We start from the raw sequence: 274 nt of genomic DNA, 5'->3' as shown, positions 1-274 counted from the left end.
CAGGCGGAGACGGGCGCTGACGCGGTGCCGTTGCTGAGCGTGGCACCGCAGCAGGTGCAGGCCTTCTGTGACTCGCGGCGTGAGTCGCATGCGCTGCGCTCCACGGCGCGTCTGCTGTCGGCATTGCGGCGCTTCTATCGCTGGGCGCTGGCCGAAGGCATGATCGAGGCGGACCCGCTGCATGAGGTGCGCCTGCCGCGCGTGATTCCCAGCCTGCCGGGCACGCTGGATGAGGAGGAGGTCGAGCGCCTGCTGGAGGCGCCGGATCTCGACA

Annotated in this window: 1 protein-coding gene; it reads left to right on the top strand. The window is 70.4% G+C overall.

All coding sequences use genetic code 11. The annotated features are described in order from the left end of the window. A partial coding sequence (locus tag R0J88_RS20105) for a site-specific integrase (protein WP_410900890.1) occupies positions 1 to 274 on the top strand: 274 nt, incomplete at both ends.

This window comes from Pseudoalteromonas sp. SIMBA_162, assembly GCF_046535955.1.
Classification (GTDB): Bacteria; Pseudomonadota; Gammaproteobacteria; order Enterobacterales; family Alteromonadaceae; genus Pseudoalteromonas; species Pseudoalteromonas marina.
The sequence above is the reverse complement of the archived record's forward strand: the minus strand, read 5'-3'. Positions and strand labels throughout refer to the sequence as shown.